Annotated in this window: 18 protein-coding genes and 1 tRNA gene; 5 read left to right on the top strand and 14 right to left on the bottom strand. The window is 64.7% G+C overall.

The features are described from left to right. The first annotated feature begins 37 nt into the window (after positions 1-37). A complete protein-coding gene (locus ACVWY6_RS11650; protein WP_457538135.1) occupies positions 38-1,153 on the top strand; it encodes a polyprenyl synthetase family protein in 1,116 nt (371 codons plus the stop codon). Between the two features lie 20 nt (positions 1,154-1,173). On the opposite strand, the gene crtI is transcribed toward ACVWY6_RS11650, so the two are convergent. From crtI to ACVWY6_RS11610, 8 genes are all read right to left on the bottom strand, one after another. Then, on the bottom strand, positions 1,174-2,769 hold the full coding sequence (gene crtI, locus ACVWY6_RS11645; protein ID WP_457538133.1) for a phytoene desaturase family protein: 1,596 nt from the start codon (positions 2,767-2,769) through the stop codon (positions 1,174-1,176). Further along, positions 2,766-3,683 carry a phytoene/squalene synthase family protein gene (locus ACVWY6_RS11640; protein WP_062800471.1) on the bottom strand — a complete coding sequence of 306 codons (918 nt, stop codon included), beginning with the start codon at positions 3,681-3,683 and terminating at the stop codon, positions 2,766-2,768. The genes crtI and ACVWY6_RS11640 overlap by 4 nt, the downstream gene beginning before the upstream one ends. 38 nt (positions 3,684-3,721) lie before the next feature. Continuing rightward, positions 3,722-4,297, bottom strand: a complete 576-nt coding sequence (idi, locus tag ACVWY6_RS11635; RefSeq protein ID WP_023962789.1) for an isopentenyl-diphosphate Delta-isomerase — start codon at positions 4,295-4,297, stop codon at positions 3,722-3,724. A 283-nt stretch (positions 4,298-4,580) separates the two neighbouring features. Then, a tRNA-Ala gene (locus tag ACVWY6_RS11630) sits at positions 4,581-4,653 on the bottom strand. A 40-nt stretch (positions 4,654-4,693) separates the two neighbouring features. Further along, positions 4,694-5,896, bottom strand: a complete 1,203-nt coding sequence (gene sepX, locus ACVWY6_RS11625) for a divisome protein SepX/GlpR (RefSeq protein ID WP_457538130.1) — start codon at positions 5,894-5,896, stop codon at positions 4,694-4,696. 222 nt (positions 5,897-6,118) lie between these two features. Beyond that, positions 6,119-6,772 (bottom strand): GNAT family N-acetyltransferase, encoded by a 654-nt coding sequence (locus tag ACVWY6_RS11620; RefSeq protein WP_062800468.1) that lies wholly within the window; start codon positions 6,770-6,772, stop codon positions 6,119-6,121. A gap of 9 nt (positions 6,773-6,781) precedes the next feature. Continuing rightward, entirely contained in the window at positions 6,782-8,047 is a 1,266-nt protein-coding gene (gene glp / locus ACVWY6_RS11615; RefSeq protein ID WP_030170543.1) for a molybdotransferase-like divisome protein Glp, read from the bottom strand. Between the two features lie 186 nt (positions 8,048-8,233). Next, on the bottom strand, positions 8,234-9,184 hold the full coding sequence (locus ACVWY6_RS11610; protein WP_023962785.1) for a UTP--glucose-1-phosphate uridylyltransferase: 951 nt from the start codon (positions 9,182-9,184) through the stop codon (positions 8,234-8,236). Between the two features lie 47 nt (positions 9,185-9,231). Between ACVWY6_RS11610 and ACVWY6_RS11605 the strand changes: the two genes are divergently transcribed. The 4 genes from ACVWY6_RS11605 to mscL all read left to right on the top strand — a co-directional run bounded on the left by ACVWY6_RS11605 (position 9,232) and on the right by mscL (position 12,056). Continuing rightward, on the top strand, positions 9,232-9,858 hold the full coding sequence (locus tag ACVWY6_RS11605; protein ID WP_457538592.1) for a 5-formyltetrahydrofolate cyclo-ligase: 627 nt from the start codon (positions 9,232-9,234) through the stop codon (positions 9,856-9,858). An 81-nt stretch (positions 9,859-9,939) separates the two neighbouring features. After that, positions 9,940-10,269, top strand: a complete 330-nt coding sequence (locus ACVWY6_RS11600) for an FmdB family zinc ribbon protein (RefSeq protein WP_081906855.1) — start codon at positions 9,940-9,942, stop codon at positions 10,267-10,269. 93 nt (positions 10,270-10,362) lie between these two features. Next, positions 10,363-11,034, top strand: coding sequence for an RcpC/CpaB family pilus assembly protein (locus tag ACVWY6_RS11595; RefSeq protein ID WP_457538126.1), 672 nt, complete (start codon positions 10,363-10,365; stop codon positions 11,032-11,034). A 92-nt stretch (positions 11,035-11,126) separates the two neighbouring features. After that, the gene (gene mscL / locus ACVWY6_RS11590) at positions 11,127-12,056 is read left to right on the top strand and encodes a large-conductance mechanosensitive channel protein MscL (RefSeq protein WP_457538124.1); all 930 of its coding nucleotides are present in this window, start codon (positions 11,127-11,129) and stop codon (positions 12,054-12,056) included. 122 nt (positions 12,057-12,178) lie between these two features. On the opposite strand, the gene ACVWY6_RS11585 is transcribed toward mscL, so the two are convergent. The 6 genes from ACVWY6_RS11585 to ACVWY6_RS11560 form a co-directional block, all read right to left on the bottom strand. Beyond that, a complete protein-coding gene (locus tag ACVWY6_RS11585; RefSeq protein ID WP_457538122.1) occupies positions 12,179-14,056 on the bottom strand; it encodes a DUF222 domain-containing protein in 1,878 nt (625 codons plus the stop codon). A gap of 262 nt (positions 14,057-14,318) precedes the next feature. Further along, positions 14,319-14,960 (bottom strand): MspA family porin, encoded by a 642-nt coding sequence (locus ACVWY6_RS11580; RefSeq protein ID WP_030170522.1) that lies wholly within the window; start codon positions 14,958-14,960, stop codon positions 14,319-14,321. A gap of 72 nt (positions 14,961-15,032) precedes the next feature. Beyond that, entirely contained in the window at positions 15,033-15,635 is a 603-nt protein-coding gene (locus ACVWY6_RS11575; RefSeq protein WP_116915937.1) for an MspA family porin, read from the bottom strand. Between the two features lie 579 nt (positions 15,636-16,214). Then, complete coding sequence (locus ACVWY6_RS11570) at positions 16,215-16,904, bottom strand: MogA/MoaB family molybdenum cofactor biosynthesis protein (RefSeq protein ID WP_243404389.1); 690 nt, start codon at positions 16,902-16,904, stop codon at positions 16,215-16,217. A 3-nt stretch (positions 16,905-16,907) separates the two neighbouring features. Further along, a complete protein-coding gene (locus ACVWY6_RS11565; RefSeq protein ID WP_457538119.1) occupies positions 16,908-18,515 on the bottom strand; it encodes a S1C family serine protease in 1,608 nt (535 codons plus the stop codon). A 230-nt stretch (positions 18,516-18,745) separates the two neighbouring features. Next, positions 18,746-20,179: a sensor histidine kinase gene (locus tag ACVWY6_RS11560; protein WP_031333498.1), complete on the bottom strand. Its 1,434-nt coding sequence runs from the start codon at positions 20,177-20,179 to the stop codon at positions 18,746-18,748. Positions 20,180-20,244 lie beyond the last annotated feature (65 nt).

The raw sequence follows: 20,244 nt of genomic DNA, 5'->3' as shown, positions 1-20,244 counted from the left end.
AACAGTTTGATCGCCGCTCGGGGACGGAGAACGCCACATGACGTCAGTAGATCACCACACCGAGGCGCCGATCTCGAACGATCTGCTCCAGGACCGAAGCCACGAGATCGTCACTGCTGTCAACGCCGTGCTCACCGCCCATGTCTCCGACCACTCGGCCGCGATGAGTGATCTGAGCGCGGAGGTCACGCCCCTGGCCACGGCCGTCACCGACAGCCTGGACCGCGGGAAACGGCTACGCGCTCAGTTCTGCATGTGGGGTTCATACGGTGTGACCGGAGGCGAACTGGCTGCCGGCGTCGCCGAGATGGCAGCGGCGATCGAGCTCTTCCACTTCGCCGCACTTGTCCACGACGACCTGATGGACAACAGCGACACCAGGCGCGGCCTGCCCACGATGCACCGCCACTTCACGGCCGAACACGCGCGACAGCAACGACTCGGCGACGGTGACGAACACGGCTCGGCGGCTGCCATCCTGGTCGGCGACATGTGTCTGTCGTGGTCCGACGACTTGTCCGCGATGGCCACCGACGCTCTCGATCCGAGGTCACGCCGCGCGGTTCGGGCCATCTGGTCGCAGATGCGCGACGAGGCCTATGCGGGCCAATACCTCGACATGCTCAGCCAGACCGAGGCCGCCACCTCCCGCCGCCGCGCCGACCTCATCCTGCGATTGAAGAGCGCCAAGTACACGATCAGCCATCCGCTCCGACTCGGTGGCGCGATCGCCGGTGCCGATGACACGCTCCTGCACCTCTACGACCAGATCGGGCTGACCGCCGGCGAAGCCTTCCAGCTGCGTGACGATCTCCTGGGCGTGTTCGGCGACCCTCAGATCACCGGTAAACCAGCGATCGACGATGTTCGTGAAGGCAAGCGCACCCTGCTGATGGCGGTCGCCGAGTCGCGTGCCGACAACGCGCAGAAAGACATCCTCAGGCGCTCGCTGGGCAATCCCGAACTGACCGACGCCGACCTCGAGGCCGTGCGTTCGGTGCTCACCGAGACCCGCGCCGATCAGGCCATCGAAGCGCGGATCGGTGAACTCACCAGCGACGCAATGGAAATCGTCGAGGCACTGCCGGTGGACACCGTCACCCGGCAGGCTTTGACCACCCTCATCGAGAAGTGTGTCTGGCGCCAAGCCTGAGCGCTCTTCGGCAAGGCGCGTCAGTGGGACGGACCGACGGTCCGGTCTCCTATGAGGCGTTTGCGGATGAGCTCCGCGCTGATCAAACACATCGGCAGACCGATACCGGGGCGGGTACTCGACCCGGCATAGAACAGGCCCTCCACCTTGCGGGAGCGGTTGGTAGCGCGCAGGAAAGCACTCTGCCGCAACGTATGCGCCGGACCGAGTGCACCACCCGACCACGAGTTGACGTTGTCGACGAAGTCGGCCGGCCCCACCGACCGCCGGACGACGATCCGCTCGGCGAGATCCGGGATGTTCGCCCACGAGGCGATCGTCGCAACAGCCTGGTCCACGACCTTCTCGATGTCGGGTGCGCCGGCACCGTCGATGCCCCCATGTCCCAGACCGGGATCCGGAGGCGAGGGCACCAAGATGAAAATGTTCTCGTGATCTACGGGCGCCACCGAGTCGTCCGTCGCGGACGGGCGGCACACGTACAGCGATGCGGGATCCGGCATGTGCGTCGGGGACTCGAAGATCGCGTCGAAGTTGGTTGTCCAGTCGTCGGTGAAGAACAGCGAATGATGAGCCAGTTCAGGAAGACTCCCCTGCACACCCAGATACGCCAGGACAGCGCCGGGCCCCGAAGTCGCCTTGTCCCACCACCGTTGAGGGAACGTCTGCAGATGCTCCGGCAGCAGCCGGGTCTCCACGTGGTGCAGGTCCGCGGCGCCCACGACGATGTCGGCCGCGATATCCCGTTGGGTGCCATGGCCGTCAGCGACCCGCACCCCGACAACCTCGTCGCGACGTCGCCCGATTACCCGGCGACCCCGCCTGCCGTCGGCCCGCGGCCGGGTGAGAATGGCGGTCGCTGCCGTACCGGTGTGCAATCGCACCCCGTTGTCGGCGGCCAGCCTGCACAGCGCCTCGACAAACGTGGTGAAACCCCCGTCGGGGTAACGGACCCCGTCAGCGAGATCGAGCCAGCTCATCAGGTGGTAGATGGCCGGGGTGCGTTCCGGAGAAGAACCGAGGAACACCGCCGGGTAGCCGAGAACCTGCTGCAGTCGTCGATCCGAGAATCGTTGCGAGACAAACGATTGCAAGGACCTGGTGAGCAGCTCGGCCAGCTTCGGCGCGTTGCGCAACACGTCTCGGCCGAGGAAGGCTCGCGGAGAATCGAAACTCGTGTAGAGGAAACGTTTGACGGCGATGTCGTAGGCATGCCGGGCGGAGTCGAGGTAATCGCCCAAGCCCGCTCCGGCACCTGGCTCGATGCTCTCGAACAGTGCCCGGTTACGTTCCTCGTCACCTTCGACATCGATCTTCTCGTCGGCGCCCTCGAAGAACACCCGATAGCCCGGTTCGAGACGAACCAGGTTGACCTGCTCTTCGGTGGACGTCCCGAGCAGATCGAAGAAGTGGTCGAACACCTCGGGCATCAGCCACCACGACGGTCCGGTGTCGAAACGGAATCCTTTGTGCTCCCAGGAGCCGGCACGGCCACCGAGATCATCGTTCTTCTCGACCAAGTCGACGTCGTGGCCGTCATGGGCCAACAGGGCAGCGGTGGCCAGCCCCGCAACACCGCCGCCGATGATGACTACTTTTTTCGATGGTGCGGTCACTTGAAGCTGTTCTCCGTATCGATGTCGTGAGGCCGCCCACGGCGCAGGGCTGCTCTCGCCGCGATGCGCGCCTTCTCCGGCGTGGGCACGCGCACCCTGGTCAGCCGAGCTTGCGCCGCCGTCGTCGCCCGCAGGCGCCGGGTCAGTTCGGCGAACAGGTCGTGCGCGGTACACACTGCCACGCGAGAGCCTCGCGGTAGCCGTGGAATGACCTCCGCGGCCGCGGCCAGGTCCATCTCGATGTCGTCGAGCCAGCTGCTCCAGATCTCTTCGTCGAGGTCGTCGGGTTGGAGGCCGACAAGATATTGCCGTCCGAGTCCGTCGCTGTCGTCGCCGAAGTCCCGGAGGAAGTTGATCTTCTGGAATGCGGCACCGAGGCGCTGGGCGCCGGGCGCCAGCTCCGCGTAGCGACCGGAGGGGTTGGGTTCTCCGGCCACAAACGCGCACAGGCACATCAAGCCGATCACTTCAGCTGAGCCGTAGATGTAGCTTCCGAGGCTCGCGAAGTCGTGCTTCGTGCGCTGCAGGTCTGTGCGCATCGAATGAAAGAACGGGGCGACGAGTTCCTTGTCGATCCCGACTCGACGAGCGGTCCTCGCGAACGCATGAACAACAAGATTGGCACTCGATCCCGTTTCGATCGCCGCGAAGGTGTCCTGTTCGAGCTTGTCGAGCTCCACCAGCCGGTCGACGCCGTCCTGACCAGGCCGAGGGGCGTCCACCACTTCGTCTGCTATCCGTACCAATGCGTAGATGTTGCGGACGTCTTGCCGCACCTGCCCACCGAGCATTCGGGTCGCGAGCCCGAAAGACGAAGAGTAGCAACGGATCACCAACGCTGCACTGGCGTCGGCTGCCGCGTCGTACCGCAGATACGGCGCCATCGCATCCATGCGCCCACGTGTTTGCACCATTCGACTCGCCCTCGCTTTCGGTCCACCGGCTCGCAGGGTCATCGGTTGACCTCCATCTGCGCCCGCAGCCAGTTGGGATGTGCGTCGAGACCGTAGGGGTCGGGTGCGGGCATCGACCGGATCTGTTCGACGAGCCACGGGCTCAGGGCCCACGGGGCACGTTCGACAACTGCCCACACATCGGAGATGTCGGACCATGCGTATTCGGCGACTTCGTCCGGGTCCGGCCGCAGCGTCCCCACCGGGCTCGCGACGAACACCGGACAGATCTCGTTCTCCACCACGCCGCTGGAATCGACGGCCCGGTAGCGGAAGTCGGGTAGCACACAACGCAGATCCTCGACATCGATGCCCAGCTCGCGTTGCGCATAACGGTAGATCGCGTCCTCGACGGATTCACCGGGCCGCGGATGCCCACAGAAAGAATTGGTCCACACGCCGGGCCATGTCCGCTTGCTAAGTGCACGCCGGGTCATCAGCAGGCGGCCCTCGTCGACCACATGGCACGAGAATGCAAAATGCAGGGGGGTATGTGAGGTGTGCACGGTCGCACGGTCAGCCGTCCCACACGGACGTCCGTCAGCGCTTGCCAAAACCACCAAGTCGTCGGTCATGCATACCTCGTCTTTTCGGGTGTGTATGTTCCTCTCCTGGTATTCGGAACCGCTCACAGAGCGGACGACTACGACCAGAAGAAGTTTTTGGTCCCCTCCGGACATGCGCACAACCGAGAAAACGCTGTCTGGACCGGCGCTGCTTGTCTTCGGATACCCCGAAAGAGTCCTGGTCACTCCTCCAGCGGCTGATCCGAGCCAAACGCTCCACATACGCAGAAACGCTCCACCTGTAGGTGGAGCGTTTCTGGGTAACTGGCGCATATTCGGCCCGGTGTTTCTGTGGAGCTAAGGGGAATCGAACCCCTGACCTTCTCGATGCGAACGAGACGCGCTACCAACTGCGCTATAGCCCCTTTGCCGCGTGAGCGACTCGACAAGATTAACAGGGCGGGACTACTGCCCCACCACCCGCCGGTACGAGGGTTCACGGACAACCTCTTCGCGGTGCTCGAACCGCGGCAGGTGGTCGAAGATCGGGTCCTCGTCGTCGATCTCCAGCACGATGGCGCCTGGCCGACGGAGTCTGCGGGGCACCTCGGCCCGGGGGTCGACCTCGGGGTGCGCGCGGCGTTCTTCCTCCAGGCGCTTGGCCCGGGCGAGCCGCTGCATCCGCTGACGACGGATGCGCTGTTCGTTCCGCACCGCGCGGCGCAAGAAGGCAAGGTAGCCGACCAGCGCGACAACCGTGGCCGCGGCGATGATCCAGCCGACCGAACCCAGGAAGAAGCCGGCCGCGATGCCGAGCAGCGCCAGCACCCCGAGCACGGCCATCACACGCTGGCGGAACCGGTAGCGCTTGTCGCTGCGCTCGCGATCGGCCTCGGGGTCGAAGCCTCCGCGACGTGCACGCCGGGCGACCTCGTCCTGCTCCGCCTGATCCGCAGCCTCGTCGGCGCTGATGTCCTCGTCGGTGAGATCGTCGTCGTAGTCGTCGTCGGCGTGGTCAGTGTCTTCGTAGTCGCCGTCGTCGTAGTCCGCGTCCTCGTGGTCGGCGTCCTCGTAATCTGCGTCGTTCTCCGCGTCATCATGGTCTGCGTCGTCATGGTCCGCGTCTTCGAGCTCTGCATCAACGAGCTCAGCGTCCTCGACGCCCCGATCATCGCGATCTGCGTCTGCATCTTCGTCATCGCGCTCAGCAACGGCGTCGCGGTGGTCGGATGACTTGAGGTCGGCAGCTTCAGCCACAACCGTCTTGTCGTCCGTGGTCGCGTCGGCATCACTGTCACTGGTGTCGACAGTCTTTGTCTGAGCCGCAGCTGCAACGGTTTTCACCGAGACCGAAGCAGGCTCGGACTTGCCGGCCGGAACCTTGGTCTTCGTGGCGTCCTCGACGTCAACGGCATCTGTTGCAGCCGTTGCCTTTGCGGTCTTGCGGTACTCACGCGCCGGGGGTTCCCAGTCGGGATCGTGCGGATGACGGCCTGCAGCCATACGACGACGGGTCTTGGCGATGGCCCGGCCACCTCGATAGAGCACCCGTGTCGACATTGCGGCATCGGTGGTCTTGCGCACGGTGGGACGCGACTTCACCACCATCGGCACCAGAACAAAGAGCCAGATCGCCACCAGACACACCCACAGCAACGAGTTCGGCATGGGCAGCTCCTTCCTGTCGGCAATCTCGCCCCGACCGGCCGGTCGAGTACGCGTCAGTCACACCTGTAACAGACGATAGGAATCAGGCTATGGCTCACCGCTGCCCAACCAGCGCCGACGCGCCGATGTCCCGGCCGATTCGTTCCATCTGTGGGTGATCACGCGGTGATCGGAGAGGAGCGGCCTCCCAGCGCGAGCAGAGAGGCATGTGGGCGCAGGGGTTCAGGCCGTGGCGTGGCCGCTGCGGATCAATGTGTCCACGGCACTGCTGGTGAGATCTTCGGTGGTCAACGCGAGCAACAGGTGGTCCCGCCAAGCGCTGTTGACGTCCATGTAGCGCTTGAGCAGGCCTTCGTCACGGAATCCCACCTTATGCAGTACCGCCAGCGACGCCGCGTTGGCAGGCTGCACGGTGGCCTCGAGTCGGTGCAGACCCGCCGGTCCGAAACAGTGGTCGACGCCGAGTGCCAGTGCGCCCGTTGCCACTCCACGTCCGGTGACCGCGGCATCCACCCAATATCCGATCCATGCGTTGCGCAGCGCGCCACGCTGAATGTTGCCCACCGTCAGTTGTCCGCAGTATTCGCCGTCCAATTCGATGACAAACGGCAGCATGTTCCCTGCCTTTGCCTCGGCCCTCAGGACCGAATGCAGACCCGGCCAGGCCGCCGGGTTGTGCCGGGCCGACCACAAGCCGACGCCCGTTGGCTCCCACGGCAACAGCGAATTCTGGTTCTCGATGCGAAGCCTGCTCCACACCCTGGCGTCACGCAGCCGGACCGGACGTACCGTAACCGCGCCTCCCGCAACGGATATCGGCCCGAGCTTGGCCGGCCATCCACGGCGGCCGGTGTCACCCCTGCTCCAGGCGCGCACGGTGCACTCTCACCCCCGCTGAGCCAGGAATGCGACGTCCACCTCATCGCCGGCGCGTAATTCAACGTCTTCCGGCTCGATGATGACCAAGCAGTTCGCCTCTGCCAAGCCCGCGAGCAGATGTGATCCACCGTCTGCGGCTGCGATCACCTGAGCTAGGTATTCGCCCGTCTGCTCATCGCGCATCAGCTGACCACGCAGATATCCGCGCCTTCCCTCCACCGAGGTGATGGGGCTGACCGTGCGGGCACGTACCACTCGCCGCATCGGTTGGCGTTTGCCGAGCGCGATCCGGATCAGCGGTCGCACCATCACTTCGAAAGCCACCAACGCCGAGACCGGGTTCGCCGGAAGAAGGAAGGTGGGCACCTCGTCGCGGCCCAGCTGGCCGAAACCCTGGACCGAGGCCGGGTACATCGCAATGCGTTCGATCTCCAATTCGCCCAGCTCCGAGAGGGCCTCGCGAATCGATTCCGAGGCCGCCCCACCGACCGGGCCGGTGATCACGACGATCTCAGAACGAATCAGCTGCCCCTCGACCAGTTCACGGAGTTGCGACGGCTCGCTGTCGGCGATGCCGACCCTGTTGACGTCTGCGCCGGCGTCACGAGCAGCCGCGGCGAGCGCGTAACTGTTGACGTCGTACACCTGACCGCCACCGGCCGTCCGGTCGATGTCGACCAGTTCGCCGCCGATGGAGATGACGGAAAGTCGTGGCCGCGGATGCACCAGCACGCGGTCGCGACCGACTGCGGCAAGCAGACCGACCTGCGCGGGACCGATGATCGTTCCGGTTCGGACCGCTACGTCACCGGGCTGGACGTCATCGCCGACGTGCCGGACGTATTGCCCGCTGCGTACGGCATGACCGATTCGGACCTTGGGCAGTCCGCCGTCGGTCCACCGCTTGGGCACCACGGCGTCGGCGAGTGTCGGCAACGGAGCTCCGGTCTCCACCCTGACCGCCTGCCTTGGCTGGAGCCGCGTGGGCGTCCGCGAACCCGCCTTCAACTCCCCCACCACCGGCAGGACGACGATCACCTGGTCTCCCGGCGACTCCGACTCCTCATCGGCGATGGTGCCCGCTTCGGCGACATCCACACTGCGAACGGCATATCCGTCGATGGCAGCCTGATCGAACCCGGGCAACGGCTTGTCGGCAACAACCTCTTCGGCACAGAGCAGGCCCTGTGACTCCGAGATCGCGACGCGCACCGGCCTGGGAGCCACTGCCGCGGCGGTCACTCGGCTCAGGTGATCTTCCACCGAACGCACCGATCGCCTCCTTCAATCGCCGTGGCGGCGCGATAGTGCTCGTTCGCCATGCCAACGGGTCGCCGTGTCGTAGTTCTGACGACTGACGTTAGCTGGTTTGCCGGCGATTTCCGTTCTCTCGCATCCAGGGATCGCCGCGCGCCATCGCATCAGCGCATTGAACCGGGTGCTGTTGTGGGTCGGAGGTCAGTTGCACCCGAGGCGTTCGACCAGCCACTCGCGCAATTCGGGACCGTAATCCTCACGGTTGAGGGCGATGTCGACCGACGCCTTCAGGTACCCGCCCGGGTTCCCGAGGTCGTGGCGAGTTCCGCGGTGAACCACGACGTGAACCGGATGACCCTCGTCAATCAACAAAGCGATGGCATCGGTTAGCTGCAATTCGCCGCCTGCGCCGGGTTCAATTCGTCGCAATGCATCAAATATTGCGCGGTCGAGGATGTAACGCCCTGCTGCCGCATAATTAGAGGGTGCGTCTTTTGCCTCGGGCTTTTCGACCATTCCCTTCAGCTTCATCACATTGGGATTTGCAGCATCGGGAAGTTCTTCGACGTCGAATACGCCATACGCGCTGATCTTCTCGGTCGGGACCTCGATGGCGCAGAGCACCGTGCCGCCACGCTTGGCGCGTGTTCGGGCCATCACCTCCAGGACGCCGTTGGGAAGCACCAGGTCGTCGGGCAACAGCACCGCGACAGCATCCTCGTCGTCGTCGAGTTTGGCCTCGACGCATCCGACCGCATGACCGAGTCCGAGAGGCTTCTCCTGGATGACCGACGCGACCTCCAGCAACGATGGCGCGTTCCGCACCTTGGCCAACATGGTGTCTTTGCCGCGGGACTCGAGGGTGTGTTCAAGCACCAGGTCTTCGACGAAGTGCGCGACCACACCGTCTTTACCCGGCGACGTGATGATCAGCAGTCGCTCGGCACCGGCCGACTTGGCCTCTTCGGCCACCAATTCGATACCGGGTGTATCCACCACGGGAAGGAGCTCTTTCGGCACTGTCTTGGTCGCCGGAAGAAAACGGGTACCCAAGCCGGCGGCCGGCACAATTGCGGTTCGCGGAATGGGCGGCGTGCCCGGAACGGACTCGTATTCGACCTCGTTGGCCGGGCTGGTCTGCGCTTCAGTCATTTTCCCACCCTAGGTTGATCACACTGGTGTGTGAGTAAACCTATCGGCTGATCGCCAAACATGAGAGGGGCGTACCGATTTTCATCGACAAAGCAACCTGGAGAAAGCTCGCCCTCGAGCGTCGCGACAGCCTGTCTCCCCAGGTTAAGGCGAGCCTGGATGCCTCGATTGTGACGTGGATCGCGAACCTCCCCGAGGGCGGTCCGCGGGTGGAGCCGGGCGCCGTCATTGCGGCCTACGTCCCGATCGGGAGCGAACCGGGCACCACTGCGATGTTGGAGGTGTTGCGCGAGGGAGGCTTCCGGGTCTTGCTGCCGAAGGTGGCGGCGGGCCCGCCTGCCCCGCTGCGTTGGGCCTGGTACGACGGACCGGAGTCATTGCATGAAGGACGATTTGGACTGTTGGAGCCCGGTGAGGACTGCGCCTCACCTGACGCGCTCGGCGATGCCGCTCTGATCCTGGTCCCGGCGCTGTCGGTCGACCGCCACGGTATTCGACTCGGTCGTGGAGCCGGCTACTACGACCGGTCGATACCAGAGGTGGACACAGACAAACTGGTAGCCGTGGTGTTCGACGACGAGCTGGTGGACGAGCTGCCATCGGACGACTTCGACGTGCCGATGGGCTGGAGCCTGACACCCGGCGAGGGGTTCAGACGACTGGGAACAAGCTGACCTTGGCACTCGTTAACGAAGAGTGCCAGTTCGACGGTAGAATCCACAACGTTCTCGGCTTAACACCTTCGGAGGTTTTCGGTGCCCACATATTCGTACGCTTGCACACAGTGCGACAACCGCTTCGACATCGTGCAATCTTTCAGCGACGACTCGCTCACCGAATGCCCTAAATGCGCCGGTAAGCTGCGCAAATTGTTCAACAGCGTGGGCATCGTGTTCAAGGGCAGCGGCTTCTACCGCAACGACAGCCGCTCCACCACCACGAGCAGCGAGTCGAGTTCGAGCGACTCGTCGAAGTCCGACTCCGGCAGCAAGGAATCGGCGCCTGCAGCGAAGTCGACGGATTCGGGCAGCAGCTCGTCGAGCAGCACGTCCAGCAGTTCGACCACTGCCAAGGCTGCTTCCTGACACCTGTCCACACACAGTGGACTGTGCACAGGCAACCTCATATCGGTGCCTGACCAAGCGGACGACGGATGGCAATCGCCATAACGTTCGCCCATGGCCGCGCGCAATGCTCTGAACCCAACACTCTCCGACCGTGTCCGTCATGCCGTCAGGCCCGGATGGACACGGTCGCTGCTCCTCCGCCGCGCCTGTGCCATCGTGCTGTTGGCGGTCGCGCTCGTGGCCGCACTGACGGCGGGCCGCACCGAGGAACTGCGGCAGGCGGTGATCGCGGCCCATGACATCAGCCCTGGGCAACCCCTCACGATCGGCGACCTGACCACGCGCGAGTTCCGTCCGGGCGACCTCCCGGCAGGCACAGTCGACGACGCAGCCGACTTCCTGGACAAGACGGTGACCGGCCCGGTACGGGCGGGCGAGATCTTGACCGATTCGCGCGTTCTCACCAGTCGCCTGCCAGCTCAGATCATGCAGCGTCCCGATGCGCGCCTGGTTCCGGTCAAGGTGGCCGACACAGCGGTGATCGATCTCCTCCGCGAAGGAGACGTGGTCGACGTGCTGAGCATCGACGATTCCGGTACCACTGAAGAGTCATCGGCGACAAAGGTTTTGACCAAGGGAGCAGTGGTCGCACTCGTGTCGCAGGAGTCAGGTTCGCGGACGGGGTCAGATGCCCGACTTGCCGTTCTCGCCTTGCCGGAGCGCGACGCGCACGTGGTCGCGGCGGCCACCCTCACTGCTCCGATCACACTCGTTTTTCACTGAACTGCATGTTGTGAACGGCAAATTCCGCGACCGCTGGTTAGGATCAGCGGACTGCAATTAGAGCTCGTTTCCCTCGTGGGAAGGGTCACTACATGTTCAAGGGCTTCAAAGATTTCCTCATGCGGGGAAACGTCATCGACCTCGCTGTCGCCGTGGTCGTCGGTGCTGCCTTCACCGCGATCGTCACAGCGTTCACCACCAACATCATCCAACCGTTGGTGAACTCGATCGGTGGCACCGATTCCGCGCAGGGGCTGGGATTCACCATCAGGTCCGGCAATCCGGAAACGTTTGTGGACATCGGCGCCCTCATCGCCGCCGCCATCAACTTTCTGATCGTTGCCGCGGTTGTCTACTTCCTGATCGTGATGCCGTACGAGAAGTTGAAGACGCTCGCAGCGCGCGACGGCGACGACGCCGCGGCCCAGACCGAGTCGGAGTTGCTCGCCGAGATCCGCGACATTCTCCAAGGCAAGGATCCCGCCGAGGAGAAGGCCAAGATCGCCGGCGCGACGAGTGAGAAGGATCAGGCTCTCATCGACCGGCGTGGCGACGACGGCCCGCAGTCCGGTCCGCTTTACTCGGGTCCGGCCGCCGCCGGCGCAGGCGCGTCTTCTGCCGGTACGCAGCAGTTCTCTTCGCAGCAGTCGGACCGGGTCGGTGGCGCGAACGTCTATCCGACGCAGGGTCCGCCTACCGGTGGCTTAGGACCGATCGGCCAGCCGCCGCAGGGACAGCCGCCCCAGGGCGGTCTGCCGCCGCGTAGCCAGCCGCCGCTTGGTGGACCGCCTCCCGGTTATCAGCAGCCGCCGGGCCCGCCGCCCGGGTACAACCCGGCGCCGCCGCCCCGCCCGAACCCGTCGCAGCATGAGGGGCAAGATCAGGGGCAGGGTTACCGCCCCGATCCGTTGACCGGCCCGCCACCCGGTTACGACCCGCTCACCGGTCCACCACCGAACTACGGGCCCCCACCGGGACGTCGCGACGACCACAACGGCGGCGGCAGGCACAGCAGCCCGTAAACATTTCGAGATCGACTATCGCCCCGGCTCAGGCCGGGGCGATAGTTTTTGTCGAGGGCCCAGCGATCTCGGATCACGGCACGCCGTTCCTGCTGCTTCGCTGTTCTTATTTTCCACTGCCCCTATTCCACGAGGACATCCGCGGTCTGAGGAGCACCTGGAGGGAGCGGGGCTTCAGGCGGAGGGTTGTTCTCCGACGGTCTGGTGGGTCGTGAATCTGGTGGTTGAGGACTGAGTTCTCGATTGCGTTGTTCGAGTTCGGCTTTGCGGCGGGCGAGCATGCTCTGACGGGCCTCGATGATGGCTTCGTCCGGGTGGTGGGCACGGTTGACCCGGGGTTGTCGCTCCGGATCCAGCAGTGCTGGTGGGATCCAGGCACACCGCCCTGCGTCGGGCCCGTCGGTGATCATCACCGTCTGCCACTGATGCTCCCCCGGTCCGACGAGTTGGTGGTGTTGTGGGCATGCCGGAGCCAGGTGAGTGATGTCGGTGAACCCGCCCTGCGCCCATTCGCGAACATGGTGCGCCTCGGCCCACAACGGCGGATTCGAACAACCCGGATGCGAACACCCTCTGTACGCGGCAAACATCGCCAGACGTTGCGCCTCACTGGCCAACCGGCGTGCTCGGCCCAGAAACAACGGCTCATTCGAATGGTTCGCAAAAATGGCCAACGTCTTGTCGGAACGCACTGCAAGCCTCAACGCATCAGCGATCGGCAACACCGCACCGGTCGCCGTGTAGACCAGCCCCGACCCGTACGGTCGCGTCGGCCCACCAGTGACCGAAGGCAACCAGCTCGGATCCTCCCAGCGGGTCTCCGGGTACGGGTGAACGCCCTCCGCTTCACGGTCTGGATCCCGCTCTGATGCCGGCTCTGGCGTGCCCTCCACCTCGCGGGCTAGCTCCACCTCGCGGTCTGGCTCCGGCGTGCAGCCTGGCTCCGGTTCACGGCCTGATTCTGCTGCTAACGCCGGCGCTCGACCGGGTTCAAACTCAGATCCCGAAACGTCCTCTCCGTGAACGCCTTCTGGCGGCACCTGGTCGAGCATGTACTGATCGAGCTGGTCTTTGGTCATGTTGATGATGACCTGCACGGGCAATCCGTGATGCGTCTTGCCCAGTTGCCCCGATTCGAGCAGGTACATCAGCATCGACTTCACCGCATCGTGATTGCGCTGCGCCGCACTGCGGGTGTCGTTGTCTGCCGCAGCTTGCAAGAGGTCCTTGTCCACCGTCGGATCATCGGCCGCACCTGAGGGCGACAGCGGATCATCAGGATTGTTCATCCCCGGAGCGGCCCACACCGCGAGCATCACATCCAGCAAGGCCCGGGTCACCGGGTCCAGATGCCCAGCTACCGTCGACATGAGATCCGTGGCCGGTTTCCCCACGCTGAATCCACGTTTCCGGGCCCTGTCGGTGTCATCGACCAACGTCCCGTCGGGATCCAAGTACTCGACGATGCGCTCACCGATCGCCTCTACCTGGCCAGGAGTGTGCTTGCGGCACAGATCAGCCAGCGCCACCTCCGTATTTGTCCGCTTCTCCGCATCGACCTTGTGCGGAATCTTTGCCATCACCCTCGCCACCACCCCGGCGTGATCAAGTCCGATCACACCCTCGCGCAACGCTTCTGCTGTGTTCGGGAACCGAGCATCTACAACTTCACCGCTGGGAGTCACCGACGGCGTCAACGCGTCCATCGCCTCCACCCGAGCTCGGGCAGCACCCGGGCGCAGCCGTGCCAGCGAGGTCAACATCGCAGCCGGCGAAGAGCATCCAACTTTCGAATACGCACGCCGCACAACCACTTCCCGCAACACCGGCAGACCTGCGGACTGCAACCGCCGCGACGCGACCTCCAACCGGTCGACCAGACGTACACAATCCTCGTCGGAAAGACCCGTCAAACTCACCTCGGCCAGCTGATCGATCGCCGACTCCAGACCCGACACCGCGCCCACCACAGGCGAATCGATGACAGCACCGTCGGACATGATGACCCCCCAGTCAACCGAAAAGCGAACGCTGACAACAGATGCGGAGTGCTTCTGTTGTCAGGACGATTCCCTACAACCAATGTAGCCCAATATCCACAGATTGTCGAACACATGTTCGAACTCTCCTCGCCCGCCGCCTCGGCGCCTACCCGGCCAACACCAGCGATTTCATCATCCTGGTGAAACACCGAAAGCCGGAACACCTTGCGGTGGTCCGGCTTTCGGGTTGTTCAGTTGTCAAGCAGCAGGGATGTTTTTATCAGCCGAGACTGAACTTGGAGCCCCACAGGGTGACGATGCCGGTGACCGACGGGGTGTCGACGGTGACCTTGACGTACGCCTGTCCTTCGGCGTATCCGGCGCAGCCGTCGATCTTGACGGTTTCCTGGCTGTAAGCGATGCCGCCGGCGTTGCCCTCGAAGCTGAAGTCGGTGGCGTCGTCGGACGACAGGATCGGCACGTAGGTGGCCTCACCGGGTCCGAGGGTCAGACCGCCGCTGAGGCCGGCTTCGGGGGTGGTGAACGGGGTGCCGGGAGCCGAGAGATCCAGCGAGGTTCCGATACCGGCCTTGCCGCCGGCACCGAAGGTGAGCTGGCAGCCGACAACGTAACCGGCTTCGACGGTGGCGCCTTCGGCTTCGCCGTCGACGGTGACGAGCACCTTGCCCGACAGCCACACGTTGCGGCTGGTCGGAACCGCCACGGTCGACGGCTGGATGTTGACGAACTCGTCCTTGAGCGTGACGGTGACGTTGGAGCCGTCGATCAGCTTCTGGGTGGCGACGCCACCGGGCAGAGCGCCGGCAGCTGCGCCGCCGGCACCCATGGAGGACAGTGCGATGGCCGAGACACCGGCGATGCCGGCCACCGCGGCGAGACGACGCGAGAGTTTGTTGCGCATGATTCCCCTTCAGGAATATGAATCTGCTTGCGGCAGATGAGATTTCAGACTAGTTGGTTTATCTGCCGACGATCAGTTCAGGCTGAACGGGGCGCCGTAGAGGGTCGACTTGATGACGTAGTTGCCCTCGGTCTGCACGGTGGTGAAGGCGCGAGCCTGGGCGTATCCGCCGCACTGCTGCACCTCGATGCCCTGACGCTTGTACTGGACGCTTGCAACGCCGCCCTCAAAGGTCTTGGTGCCGAGCGGGACGAAAGCCGCTTCACCGGGTGCCAGCGGGAACGAGAGCGAGCCGTCGAGGCCCAGGCTCAAAGAAGAATCGATGGAGGCGTTCAGGCCACCTTCGAGACCGGTGATGTCGACCTGGCAGCCGACGATGTAGCCGGTGGTCAGGGTACCGCTGGCGCCACCGGCGGTGACGGTGACAAGGCCGGACACCTCTGCGGCGCGGCCTGCGCCGTTGTTCGCCAAAGACGGGACCGGGTAAGCGGCCTCGCCGGTGCGGCTGATCTTGACGACGGTGCCGTCGACACCCTGGGTCACCTTGCTGCCGCTGGGCAGGGGTCCTGCGGCGGCGTTTCCTGCGCCCATGCTGGCCAGGCCAATGGCGGCAACCGCGGTAATCGCACCAACGCCGACAACGCGGCGCAGACCGAACATGTTGATCTTGCTCATTCGTTCCCTCTCACAGGATTGCTGTGTAATCCAAGCTCAACCAAATCGTGAGCTCGAAGTGACCAAAAGGTTCAGCGGAATCTTCTACCCGGGCAGTTAACGGGCTTGGATGCCCGTAGTTTCCGGTAGGTAAATCTCAGCCGAACACCTTGCCCACACCGCGGTCGCCATTGGGGACGTCGCACGGGATACGCCCAACCCCCGCACTGGTACTGGCCGTATCGAGCGGAACGTTAGCCCCAGGAACAGGGGCGGGCAACACTTCGCAGCAGTCGTGTCTGGAAAGGGAACTTCACTCAAGCGAATGAATAATTATTGATGTTGCAGCAAATTCAGTGAGTTATCAGGAAAAGTCCAGGAACCGGGCCGTGACCGAATCGCGATTCAGCCGTGATGTGGCGGGCGATTCTCGATAAACCATTCGTCCCCACGCATATCGGCGTTACTGTGACCTTCATCACTTCGACCGATCGGTCGCTCATCACTGCTGGTCAGAGGCAATTCCTCGCCAAAAACCTTCTCTAACTCGGCCCGAGTCTTGGTTCGCTTACCGTCTTTCGAGTCGCTCATCGGACCCGATCAGAAGTTGCTGATCGACGAGATCAGGTGTTTCGCCATCGGGGTGATGGTGGCCATGCCGTCACGAACAGCGGCCCGCGAATTGGCCAAGTTGACGACGATCGTCTGCCCCGAGACACCCGCAAGCCCGCGTGACAGCCCGGCATCCATCGCGCCGGCAGCCAATCCGGAACTGCGCAAGGCCTCTTCGATACCCGGCAGTTTGCGATCGAGTAGATCCGCGGTCGCCTCGGGAGTCACATCACGACCACCGACCCCCACGCCGCCGACCGAGATCACCAAGTCCACCCCGCCGATGACCGCGGTGTTGAGGGCGTTGCGGATCTCCACCTCGTCGGACTCCACCGCCACCACCGCGTCGACGTGAAAACCGGCTTCTTCGAGCAACTCCCCCACCAGAGGACCGATCAAGGCCTGGTCCTCACCATGGGCGGCCCGGTCATCGACGATCACCACCAGGGCCCGACCCAGATCCTCTTCGGCCAAGTTCAGTGACCTCATGCGCTGTCCTTCCGCTTCGATCTCCCCTGTGCGGACGGCGAGCTGTTCCGCCGCGGCGTCCGCGGCGACGACATCTGCCTCGCCGATACCCAGGACTGAGATAGCACCATCTCCGTCAGGAACTCTATCGGTCGGGATGGGGATGACTGCCCGCAGTCGGGTACCAATGTGATCGTCGATGTGTTTCACGGTCTAGCGTCCTCCGGTGTCCAGGGTGTCGAGGGTGACCTGCGCGGTCTTTGTCTGTCCGTTGGTGACGTACGTGATGGTCACCTGGTCGCCCGGAGCGTGCGACCGCACCGCCGCGATCAGCGCGTCTCCGGAGGCGATCACACGATCGTCGACCTTGGTGACCAGCGCACCACTCGGGATGCCTGCCTTCGCGGCGGCTCCACCCGACGTCACCTCGTTGATCAGCGCGCCGGGGCTGTCAGCTGACGGTGCCCCCGACCGCACTGTGACGCCCAGCCCCGCCTGTGTCGCCTTACCGGTCTTCTCGAGCTCGTCCGCGATGCGCATCGCCTGGTCCACCGGGATGGCGAACCCGAGGCCGATGCTTCCGCCGGTCTCGCCCTGGGAGAGGCTGGCGATCGCGGTGTTGACGCCGATGAGGGCGCCGTTGGCGTTGACCAGCGCACCACCGGAGTTGCCCGGATTGATCGCCGCGTCGGTCTGGATGGCATCCATCACCGACGCCTGGCCACCCTGCTCACCCTGTGTGGACACCGGACGGTTGAGTGCGCTGATGATTCCCGTGGTGACCGTGCCGTTCAGCCCCAGCGGCGACCCGATCGCGATGACCTCCTGACCGACCACAAGATTGTCGGAGCGACCGACGGCGATCGGGGTGAGGCCGGACTTGTCGACCTTGATCACGGCGATGTCAGAGATCGGGTCGGCACCCACGATCTGCGCGGCTGCCGTGCTGCCGTCACTGAACGTGACGGTGAGGTCCGGATTGTTGCCCGCACCGGCGACCACGTGATTGTTGGTCATGATGGTGCCGTCCGCGGTGAGCACGATGCCGGAGCCGGACCCGGACGCCTGGCTGCCCTCCACCTCGATCGACACGACCGACGGCGTGACCTTCTCCGCGACTTCCTGCGTCGAGCCGGCGGGGGCCTGGACCGGTTGGCTGTTGTCGCGGTCGCCACCGAGCACACTCTCGCTGGTGGTTGATCTCGATCCCGATGAATCGTCGGCCACATTGGCTCCGACCACACCTCCGATGCCACCGCCGACGAGCACCAAAGCAATTGCGGCAGCCGCCAATCCGGCTTTGGCTCCGCCCGAACGTCCGCTACGTGCGGGCGGCGGGGAGCCGAACTGCTGTGGCGAGCTCCCGTACGGGTTCTGGCCGGCCCCAGGAGCCGGGATCTGACTGGTGGGGTTGGTACCCGTCCCCCCGCCGTGGGAGTAGGCCCCATACGGGTTCGGCTGCGCGAATCGCCCGGACGGAGCATACGGATCAGGTTGAGCGCCATAGCCGTAACCACCCGGACCGCGACTTGCGGATGCACCCTCCGACGACTGCCCGAAGGGGCCGGAAGGTCCGGAAGGTCCGTTCATGCCGGAGGTACCGAACTGTGCCGTCTGCTCACCCGACGAATCCTGCTGTCGGGGCTCGAACGCCGAGGTTCGTCCATAGGGGTTGTCCTGCGGTCCGGCGTTACTCGGCCCGTCAGGCCGATCAGCGGACCCGCTGGGATGCGATTGTCCCGGTGATTGCGAGATGCCCTCTCCCGGAAAGGAACTGGTGTCGCGGTTCGTCCCGCGCTCGTCATCGTTGCTGCCGACCATGTCGATTTTTGCTTTCTGCCAGGCGCACCCTGCGCTCCCCGATGCCGCAACATTTACCGGCACTGAGGAATACCTTGCTGTGTCGGCCTGAGACGGGGCTGAGACAGTGCTGTTTGTTTCCCCTTCATTGTTCCCCGCAGGGGCTTCGCCAAACAAAGCCGCCGATCGACGGACAGAGAAGTCAGACCCTTCGAACGACCGCCGAACGGTCGACACCGCTCGATCAGAACCTATTGCTGGACCACCTGGGGCGCGATCTCGGCCGGTACCGGCGACCCGGGAAGGCTGATCGTCACCAGGGCGCCTCCGAGTTCGGACTGACCGGCGGTCACCGTGCCGCCATGGCGGTCCACCACCTGACGGACTATCGCCAGCCCCAGCCCCGAGCCGGGCATGGATCGGGACGCGGTGGACCGGTAGAACCTCTCGAAGACCAGTTGCCGGTCTTCGGGCGGGATACCAGGGCCGGCGTCGGCAACGGTCAGAATCGCGCGATCCGGCTCGATCTGAGCCAGCCGGACCTCCACGGGCCGGCCGGGCGGACTCCACTTCGCCGCGTTGTCGAGCACGTTGAGCACGGCCCGCGACAACCCGGCACTCTCACCGAAGACAAACCAGGGCGTGACGTGCACTTCGAAGTCGACGTCGCTGCGCCGGCGGCGGACACGCTCGAGAGAGCGGTCCACCACCTCGGAGAGGTCGACCTCTTCGTGCACCACCTCGGGCGCATCCTCACGCGCGAGATCGACGAGATCGCCCACGAGCGTGGAGAGTTCTTCGATCTGGGCCATCACGTCCGTTCGCAGCTCGGCCATGTCCGATTCGGGCACCGCCCGCGCACCCGGCTGGCTCGACGCGATCATCAACTCCAGATTCGTGCGCAATGACGTCAGCGGCGTGCGCAATTCGTGGCCGGCGTCCGCGACGAGCCGGCTCTGCCGGTCTCGCGACTCGGCAAGCGCCCGCAGCATCAGGTTGAAACTCTCGGTGAGCCTGGCCAATTCGTCGTTGCCGATGACCGGGATGGGCGTGAGGTCGTCGGTGCGCGCCACTCGCTCGGCGGCCCGGGTCAACCGCGCGACCGGCCGCAGTCCGGCACGCGCCACGGTCGTCCCGGCGACCGCGGCCAGGATGATCCCGCAGCCACCGATCACCCCCAGCACCCAGGCCAATCGGTGCAGCACGTCGTCGGTGTCGCGAAGGCTCTGCGAGATGATCAGGGTGTTGCCGTCGTTGAGCTTGCGGGCCAGCACCCGCTGGTTCTTCGCGGTCCGCAGCGACGACTCCGCTTTCCCGTCCACCACATCGCGTTCGGACTCGCCGTAGGGAACGCCGCCGATCTGGAATCCACGGCCCCCGGGCATCACCAGTGCCACCGACATGTCTGTGGAGAACACCGTGCCGGCCACCAGTGATTCGGGCGAGTCGTCGAGGACCCCGATCCGGGCCAGTTCGGTCATCCCGTTGGCCCGGTTGGTGAGCTGCGAATCGACGTCGGCGTACATGGCCCGGTAGACGACCGCAAAAGCCGCGGCAGCCATCACGGCAACCGCGATGCCCACCACCGTGGCGGACAGGATCGTGATGCGCCAACGCAGCGAGATGGTCCGGGTCAACGGCGTCGGCTTACGCATCTGCCGGGGCAGATCCGGGGCCGAAGCCATCTGTATCGGCCGCTGTGCGGTCACCACGCCTGCCGGCGGGGCTTCGCCGGGGACCGGCGGGTGAC

This window comes from Williamsia sp. R60 (assembly GCF_054063855.1).
Note: the sequence above shows the minus strand (reverse complement) of the source record. Positions and strands in the feature narration are given on the sequence as shown.

Coding starts and splice junctions, on each gene's coding strand:
- ACVWY6_RS11650 (WP_457538135.1), top strand. CDS start 38: ATGACGTCAGTAGATCACCACACCGAGGCGCCGATCTCGAACGATCTG.
- ACVWY6_RS11640 (WP_062800471.1), bottom strand. CDS start 3,683: ATGGTGCAAACACGTGGGCGCATGGATGCGATGGCGCCGTATCTGCGG.
- idi (WP_023962789.1), bottom strand. CDS start 4,297: ATGACCGACGACTTGGTGGTTTTGGCAAGCGCTGACGGACGTCCGTGT.
- sepX (WP_457538130.1), bottom strand. CDS start 5,896: ATGCCGAACTCGTTGCTGTGGGTGTGTCTGGTGGCGATCTGGCTCTTT.
- ACVWY6_RS11610 (WP_023962785.1), bottom strand. CDS start 9,184: ATGACTGAAGCGCAGACCAGCCCGGCCAACGAGGTCGAATACGAGTCC.
- ACVWY6_RS11595 (WP_457538126.1), top strand. CDS start 10,363: ATGGCCGCGCGCAATGCTCTGAACCCAACACTCTCCGACCGTGTCCGT.
- mscL (WP_457538124.1), top strand. CDS start 11,127: ATGTTCAAGGGCTTCAAAGATTTCCTCATGCGGGGAAACGTCATCGAC.
- ACVWY6_RS11585 (WP_457538122.1), bottom strand. CDS start 14,056: ATGTCCGACGGTGCTGTCATCGATTCGCCTGTGGTGGGCGCGGTGTCG.
- ACVWY6_RS11580 (WP_030170522.1), bottom strand. CDS start 14,960: ATGCGCAACAAACTCTCGCGTCGTCTCGCCGCGGTGGCCGGCATCGCC.
- ACVWY6_RS11575 (WP_116915937.1), bottom strand. CDS start 15,635: ATGAGCAAGATCAACATGTTCGGTCTGCGCCGCGTTGTCGGCGTTGGT.
- ACVWY6_RS11565 (WP_457538119.1), bottom strand. CDS start 18,515: ATGGTCGGCAGCAACGATGACGAGCGCGGGACGAACCGCGACACCAGT.
- ACVWY6_RS11560 (WP_031333498.1), bottom strand. CDS start 20,179: ATGGCTTCGGCCCCGGATCTGCCCCGGCAGATGCGTAAGCCGACGCCG.